The 6780-nt window shown below is 62.6% G+C and carries 9 protein-coding genes; 7 read left to right on the top strand and 2 right to left on the bottom strand.

What is annotated here, in order from left to right:
• Positions 1 to 216 precede the first annotated feature (216 nt).
• On the top strand, positions 217 to 687 hold the full coding sequence (locus tag EOD15_RS25305; RefSeq protein ID WP_127319448.1) for a MarR family winged helix-turn-helix transcriptional regulator: 471 nt from the start codon (positions 217 to 219) through the stop codon (positions 685 to 687).
• A gap of 24 nt (positions 688 to 711) precedes the next feature.
• Here the strand turns inward: EOD15_RS25305 and EOD15_RS25300 are convergent, their stop codons facing one another.
• Positions 712 to 1581, bottom strand: a complete 870-nt coding sequence (locus tag EOD15_RS25300) for an AraC family transcriptional regulator (protein ID WP_127319446.1) — start codon at positions 1579 to 1581, stop codon at positions 712 to 714.
• Positions 1582 to 1630: 49 nt separating this feature from the next.
• Between EOD15_RS25300 and EOD15_RS25295 the strand changes: the two genes are divergently transcribed.
• The 6 genes from EOD15_RS25295 (at position 1631) to EOD15_RS25270 (ending at position 6578) form a co-directional block, all read left to right on the top strand.
• Complete coding sequence (locus EOD15_RS25295; RefSeq protein ID WP_127319444.1) at positions 1631 to 2038, top strand: DUF2000 family protein; 408 nt, start codon at positions 1631 to 1633, stop codon at positions 2036 to 2038.
• A 192-nt stretch (positions 2039 to 2230) separates the two neighbouring features.
• On the top strand, positions 2231 to 3115 hold the full coding sequence (locus EOD15_RS25290; RefSeq protein WP_164748949.1) for a DMT family transporter: 885 nt from the start codon (positions 2231 to 2233) through the stop codon (positions 3113 to 3115).
• A 77-nt stretch (positions 3116 to 3192) separates the two neighbouring features.
• Positions 3193 to 4215: a LacI family DNA-binding transcriptional regulator gene (locus EOD15_RS25285; protein ID WP_081738944.1), complete on the top strand. Its 1023-nt coding sequence runs from the start codon at positions 3193 to 3195 to the stop codon at positions 4213 to 4215.
• Positions 4212 to 5195 carry a 2-hydroxyacid dehydrogenase gene (locus EOD15_RS25280; RefSeq protein ID WP_127319442.1) on the top strand — a complete coding sequence of 328 codons (984 nt, stop codon included), beginning with the start codon at positions 4212 to 4214 and terminating at the stop codon, positions 5193 to 5195. The genes EOD15_RS25285 and EOD15_RS25280 overlap by 4 nt, the downstream gene beginning before the upstream one ends.
• A gap of 147 nt (positions 5196 to 5342) precedes the next feature.
• Positions 5343 to 6014 (top strand): outer membrane protein, encoded by a 672-nt coding sequence (locus tag EOD15_RS25275; protein ID WP_127319440.1) that lies wholly within the window; start codon positions 5343 to 5345, stop codon positions 6012 to 6014.
• Between the two features lie 159 nt (positions 6015 to 6173).
• On the top strand, positions 6174 to 6578 hold the full coding sequence (locus EOD15_RS25270) for a hypothetical protein (RefSeq protein WP_032901504.1): 405 nt from the start codon (positions 6174 to 6176) through the stop codon (positions 6576 to 6578).
• Here the strand turns inward: EOD15_RS25270 and EOD15_RS25265 are convergent.
• The coding region (locus EOD15_RS25265) for a gamma-glutamyl-gamma-aminobutyrate hydrolase family protein (protein WP_185929069.1) at positions 6579 to 6780 on the bottom strand (202 nt) is incomplete at its 5' end.

Below are 6780 nucleotides of genomic sequence, written 5' to 3'. Positions count from 1 at the left end.
AGCGGCGGTCACTCCATCACTTTGCTCGCGGCGAAAATTCCGGCCGGGAATTCGTTTGTCATCTAACTGAAATAAACATCTGGCATTAGCCACGGCGGACACCACAATGCTTGCCGGCAAAGCTGTTTGAAGCTCCGGAATCTTTTTCATCGTCGATTGCCAACCGGCCGGCTGCCTCTATGCTGCCCGCACCGGTACGGCCGAAGAGGGATGACCATGGCCAAGGCGGATAAGACTGCGACAATGAGCCGGCTGCATTCGGCGGCAAGGCTGGCAAGAACGGCGCTGGCGGCCCGGCTTCTGGCGCACGGCTTCTATGCCGGCCAGGATCAGATCATGCTGGCGCTCGACCGTGAGGACGGCCAGACGCCGGGCAATCTTGCCGGACGCCTCGGCGTGCGCCCACCCACCATCACCAAGACAATCAACCGGCTGCAGGCCCAGGGTTTTCTGGAAAAACGCGCCTCCTCGGCCGACGCCCGTCAGGCGCATATTTTCCTCACCGACACCGGTCGCGACATCATTCACGCCATCGAGAAATCGGTGAAGAAGACCGAAAAGCTGGCGCTGAAGGGTCTCGACAAGAAGGACCAGAAGGCACTGTTCAAGCTGCTTGCCCGCATCGAGGCCAACCTCTCGAACGTGGAACTGGTGCTCATCGACGACGACGCCGAGTCGGACGACTGACCGGCGGATTGTTGCGGCAGGCGATCAAGCCGCCGCGGCAGAGCCCTGGATCAGCGACGACCAGCGTCCCGGTGTCATGCCGAACGCCTTCTTGAATTGCCTTATGAAATGGCTCTGGTCGCTGAAGCCGGCTTCGACCGCGATCTGTGCCAACGGTTCGCCGGCGGCGATCATCCGCCGCGCCCGCTGAAGCCGGCGCATCACCAGGAAGCGATGTGGACTGGTGGAGAAAGCGGCACGGAAATGCCGTGACAAGGCATAGCGATCAAGCCCGGTTACAGCTTCCAGTTCGCCGGAACGCACCGGCCGGTTCAGGTTTTCCGTGAGATAGTCGCGCGCCAGCGCAGCCGCCCGCCACGCCGTCCTGGTCATCGGCTTCGCCGACTGGCCGCCATGCCGTGTCAGGCTTTGCATCAGTTGCGCCAGGAAGTCGTCGACGAACAGCTCGTCGAGTTCCTGCTCCAGCGGCCCCAGCGCCGAAAGCAACGTTGCGCAAAAGGCGGCGTCCGTCACCACGCCATCCCTGACAAAAGGTAGCGAAGCGCCGCCGAGGCAGTCGAGCATCAGCGACGGCTCCAGATAGAGCATCCGGTAGCGCAATCCGTCCTCGGTGCCGGCACCGCCGTCGTGCAACTCGTCGGGATGCAGGACGATGATCTGGCCGGGCAGGCTGTGGCGCGCAGCGCCGAGATAGCGAAACGTCTGCACCCCGTGCAGCGTCACCCCGATCGAGTAGGTGTCGTGGCGATGCAGCTCGAACGCGCTGCCATGGAAACGCGCCTCGATACGCTCCATGCCGGCGGGGTCGGAGGCCGAGATGATGCAGTTTTCCGCCGCATCGACGCACAAACGTCCAAGACCCCTGAAGGCCTGGCTGTCTAGATCGTGCGACATCGTCTCCTTCAGCCTCGCATTGGGGCACAAACCGAATGGCCAATGTCTCATGTTCGATACGAAATTTGCAATCGTGCTCCGGGAGGATCTGCCGGTCTGGCAGAAACTCAACGTCACCGCTTTCCTGACCAGCGGCATCGTCGCGCAGTTTCCCGATATCATCGGTGAACCCTATCGCGACCGCGCCGGCAATCTCTACAACCCGCTGTCGATCCAGCCGGTCATCGTTTTGTCCGCCGACCAGACGACGCTGGGCACGATCCACCGGCGCACGCTGGAGCGCGGCGTGACCACCTCGCTCTATGTCGAGGAAATGTTTTCGACCGGCTTTGACTCGGCTAATCGCGCCGTCTTCGCCGAATTCGCGCCTGAAGACGCCAAGGTGGTCGGGATCGCGCTTCGCGCCGACAAGAAGCTGGTCGACAAGATCACCAAGGGCGCCCGTATGCACGCCTAGCCAGGGCACTACGCCTGCCGGCGGCTCTTGTTGTGCCAGCAGGCTTTCATGTCGCGGCAGTCGACAATTGGCTTGCCGGGAGCCGGCAATTCCCGCAAAGGTGGGCTCCAGCCCAGCTTCCCACCCGGCCTGCAAGTGAGTGCTCCCCAAAGACATGTAGAAAGCGCGACGCCCCCGGTGGCGATCGTGTGCATGCTTTCCACCTATGTCTTCTTCACCTTCCTCGACACATCAAGCAAATACCTCGTCCTTGCCGGCGTTTCCGTGCTGGTCGTTGCCTGGGTGCGCTTTGCCGTGCATGTCGTGCTGGTCGGCGCGCTGCTGCGCGGCTGGCGCCAACCGGTGCGGTTTCGTCCGGTCAACCTGCCGGCGCATATCCTGCGCGGCGCGTTCCTGTTCGGATCGACCATATTCAATGTCCTGGCGCTCAAATCCCTGCAACTGGCGGAGACCACCTCGATCTATTTCTTCGGGCCGATGGTGATCACGGCACTGGCCGGTCCGCTGCTTGGCGAGTGGGCCGGCTGGCGGCGCTGGCTGGCCATCCTGGCGGCCTTTGCCGGCGTCCTCATCATCACCCGGCCGGGCGTTGGCGTTTTCGGCATCGGACATCTCTTCGCGCTCGGCTCGATGCTGTCGAACTGCTTCTACGTCATCATGACGCGCCGCATGTCGGCGACCGAGACATCGGAGAGCCTCATCCTGTTTTCGGCGCTGGCACCGGCGCTGTTGCTTCTGCCCCTGCTGCCGTTTTCGTTTTCCCTGCCGCATGACGGTTGGCACTGGTTCGTGCTGCTGATGCTCGGCGTGTTCGGCGGCGTCGGTCACTGGCTGCTGGTCCAGGCCTACCGGCTGGCGACAACCACGGCTTTGGCGCCCTATCCCTATTCGCAGATGGTGTGGATGATCATTTCCGGCTGGATCGTCTTCAAGCAGTTTCCCGACCGCTGGACATTGGTCGGCGCCGCCATCATCGTCGCCAGCGGTCTCTACATCGTCCATCGCGAGCATAGGCTTCGGCTGCGGAGCCGCGCGGCCTCGGATGTCGAGGCCGAGGCGTTGGCAAAAAAACTTTGATTTGCCCCCGATCGGTGGCATAACGCCGCCTTTAAACAGTTTAGGTCTGGAAGTTCAGGTCCGGGGAGCACACGTCGCTGGCACAAAAAATCAAGCTTTCGACGATCGCGGATGCGCTCGGCGTGTCCACGGCCACGGTCTCGCTGGCGCTGCGCGACAGCCCTCTGGTTGCCGGTACCACGCGTGACCGCATCAAGGAACATGCCCGCGCCATCGGCTATATCTACAACCGTCGCGCCGCCAGCCTGCGCACCTCGCGTTCCGGCATTGTCGGGGTCGTCGTCCACGACATCATGAACCCATTCTTCGCCGAGATCCTGCGCTCGATCGAAAGCGAGCTCGACCGCAGCCGGCAGACCTTCATCCTGTCCAATCATTATGATCAGCTCGAAAAACAGCGCACCTTCATCGACACGCTTTTGCAGCTCGGCGCCGACGGCGTCATCATGTCGCCGGCCATCGGCACGCCGGCTTCCGACATCCTGATGGCCGAGGAGAACGGCCTGCCGGCTGTGCTGATCGCGCGCACCGTCGAGGGTGCCGACGTGCCGGTCTTTCGCGGCGACGACTCTTATGGAACAGGCCTTGCCACCAACCATCTGATCTCGCTCGGCCACAAGCGCATCGCCATGATCGGCGGCACCGACCAGACCTCGACCGGCCGTGACCGCTACCAGGGCTATGTCAACGCGATGGAGGCGGCCGGGCTGGAAGTCAGGCCGTCATGGCGCATCGCCGGCCCACGCACCAAGCAGGCCGGCTTCGAGGCCGCCGGACAGTTCCTGGCGCTGAAGGACAGACCGACGGCTGCCTGCTGCTGGAACGACCTTGTCGCCATCGGCCTGATGAACGGCATTGCCCGGGCCGGCCTTGTGCCCGGCGTCGACATATCCGTTACCGGCTATGACGACCTCGAAGAGGCGGCGATCGCGACGCCGGCCCTGACCACCGTCTGGAACGGCCAGCGTGAGGTTGGCCGCCGCGCCGCCAGCGCGTTGCTCGACAAGCTCAACGGCCAGACGGTGCGGCCCTCGCAGGAATTGATCAAGCCGGAACTGCATGTGCGTCAGTCGACCGGCAAGCCGGTGGAGCGTGCATGACCAAGGCCGAACAGTTGCAGACCGTCGCCATCCTGGTGCCGGGCGATTTCAACGACCATGCGGTCGACCGCATCAACCGTACGTTCAGGCGTGTCAGAATAGAACGCGCCGATCCGTCCCTCATCACCGACGAGATGCGCAGCGACGTGCGCGGCATCGCTTCGTTTGCCGGCATCAACGCGGCGATGATGGATGCATTGCCCAACCTCGAGCTCATCGCCTCCTTCGGCGTTGGCTATGATTCGGTCGATGTCGGCCATGCCCGAGCGAAGAACATCATGGTCACCAACACGCCCGACGTGTTGACCGAGGAGGTCGCCGACACCACGATCGGGCTGTTGATCAACACCATCCGCGACCTGCCGCGCGCCGAAACCTGGCTGCGCGACGGCAGCTGGGTGCGCAACGGCAACTATCCGCTGAGCCGGCTAACCTTGCGCGGGCGCAGTGTGGGTATTTTCGGCATGGGCCGCATCGGGCAGGCCATCGCCCGGCGTCTGGAGGCTTTTGGCTTGCCGGTCGCCTACCACAACCGGCGCCGTGTCGAAGGTCTTCCCTACCAGTACCATGCGACCCTGAAAGGACTTGCCGAGGCCGTCGATACGCTGATTTCGGTCGCGCCGGGGGGCGCCTCGACGGAGAAGGCGGTCAATGCCGAAATCCTGTCGGCACTTGGCGCCAACGGCGTCTTCGTCAACATCGGCCGTGGCAGCACTGTCGACGAAGCAGCGCTTGCGGCAGCCCTTGTCACCGGCACCATCGCCGCCGCCGGCCTCGACGTCTTTGCCGACGAACCGAACGTGCCCAAGGCGCTGCTCGACGCGCCCAACACCTCGCTGCTGCCGCATGTCGGCTCGGCCTCGGACCACACCCGCCGCGCCATGGCGGATCTCTGCGTCGACAATCTGGTGTCCTGGTTCACCGAGCGCCGGCCGCTGACGCCGGTGCCGGAGACGGCGCATATAAGGGTCAGGACCTAGCGAGATAGGCCGAATAGGCGGCGAAACGTGGCTGATCTGCAACCATAGGTCGGAAATCGGTGCTTCTGACACTTCGGCATCCTGATACGCGCTTGATACGCGGCTGAAGGAAGGTACTCTGCCGACAATCAAAGAGCGGGGCGCTACGTGAAAATTCTTCTTCTTGCATCGACAATGCTTGTCGTCGTTTCAGGCAACGCTTTCGCTGCCGATGCGCTCGTCTCAGCTCCCGTTGCCTACGATTGGACCGGCGCCTATGTCGGCGCTCAGATCGGGTATGGCTGGGGAGATGTCGACAGCCACGATTCCGAGATAGGCAGCGGCTTTTCCGATTGGTCTGATTCGTGGAAATCCAACGGCGTGCTCGGCGGCATTCACCTCGGCTACAATCAGGCCTTCGATTCATATGTTCTCGGTGTCGAAGGTGATATCGAGGGCTCAGGAGCGAGCGGTTCAGTGGATTCGGTGTTTGCTGGCACCATCAAGACCAAAATCGACGTCCAGGGTTCGCTGAGGGCGCGCCTTGGCTATGCAATGGGACCGGCCCTCCTCTACGCCACGGGTGGCCTGGCCGTGGCTCACTTCCACACCAATTACGACGATGGCGCAACGACCGACAGTACATCCAACACGAAGGCGGGTTGGACTGTGGGCGCCGGCGTTGAATATGCTTTCTCGCCAAAATGGACGACGCGGGTTGAGTATCGTTACAGTGATTTCGGCACGTTCACCGACAATCCAGCGACTGACAGCGGCTTCAATTATCCGACCGATGTAAAGACCCAGGCTGTCCGCGTCGGCTTCAGCTACAAGTTTTGATATAAACTAGTCGATGTTGGGGGGCGGGAGTAATGCCGCCACTGTCCCGGGACGCACGCCTTTGTTCGGCGGGCCAAAGGCGTGTTGGCACACCTATTAACGCCAGCTTAACCCTTTGGAAACATTCTCCATCCTGTCCGTGTACGTGGATGAAGAATGATGAAAGCACTTTCCGCATTGATCGCTGCCGCAGCGCTGTTTGGCGGCATTCAGCTGTTTCATGGCGGCAGCCGAGAAAGCGTGGCCAACGAGGCCGCCCCGTCCAATAGCTACAGGCTGGTCGCCAATGGCGATGAGGCGGTCTGTGCAGTCAGCCGCGGGGCCGAAATTTCGGACGGTTTGTCGCTGCTCACCGTTGCTCCCAAATGCCGCCGGCTCTTGCCAGGCATAGAGCAGGCGAAGTTCTGGCGCGAGCAAAACGACGGCACTGTCGCCTTCAGCGCCAATGGCACCGATCCAATCGTCACCTTCGCGGCTGCCGATGGCGACGGCTACGAATCCTATGCCCCGGCGCTACCATTGCTGTCGCTGGCGGCCACCGGTGATAAGAAATCTGGCGACTGATTATTCCGCCGCGGCCCGCGCGCCAGCCTTCGCTGCGGCGTGCAGCCGAACCGCATCGCCGAAGGCCCGGAATATCTTCACCGAATTGCTGTCCGACTTGACCCAGTATTCCGGGTGCCATTGCACGCCGACGGCGAAGGCGCGGGCGTCGCGCACCGAAACCGCCTCGACCGTGCCGTCGGCGTGCAATGGCACCCGGAAT

It is taken from the genome of Mesorhizobium sp. M7A.T.Ca.US.000.02.2.1, from assembly GCF_003996995.1.
In the GTDB taxonomy this organism is placed as follows: Bacteria; Pseudomonadota; Alphaproteobacteria; order Rhizobiales; family Rhizobiaceae; genus Mesorhizobium.
This window is presented reverse-complemented; position numbering and strand designations above follow the sequence as displayed.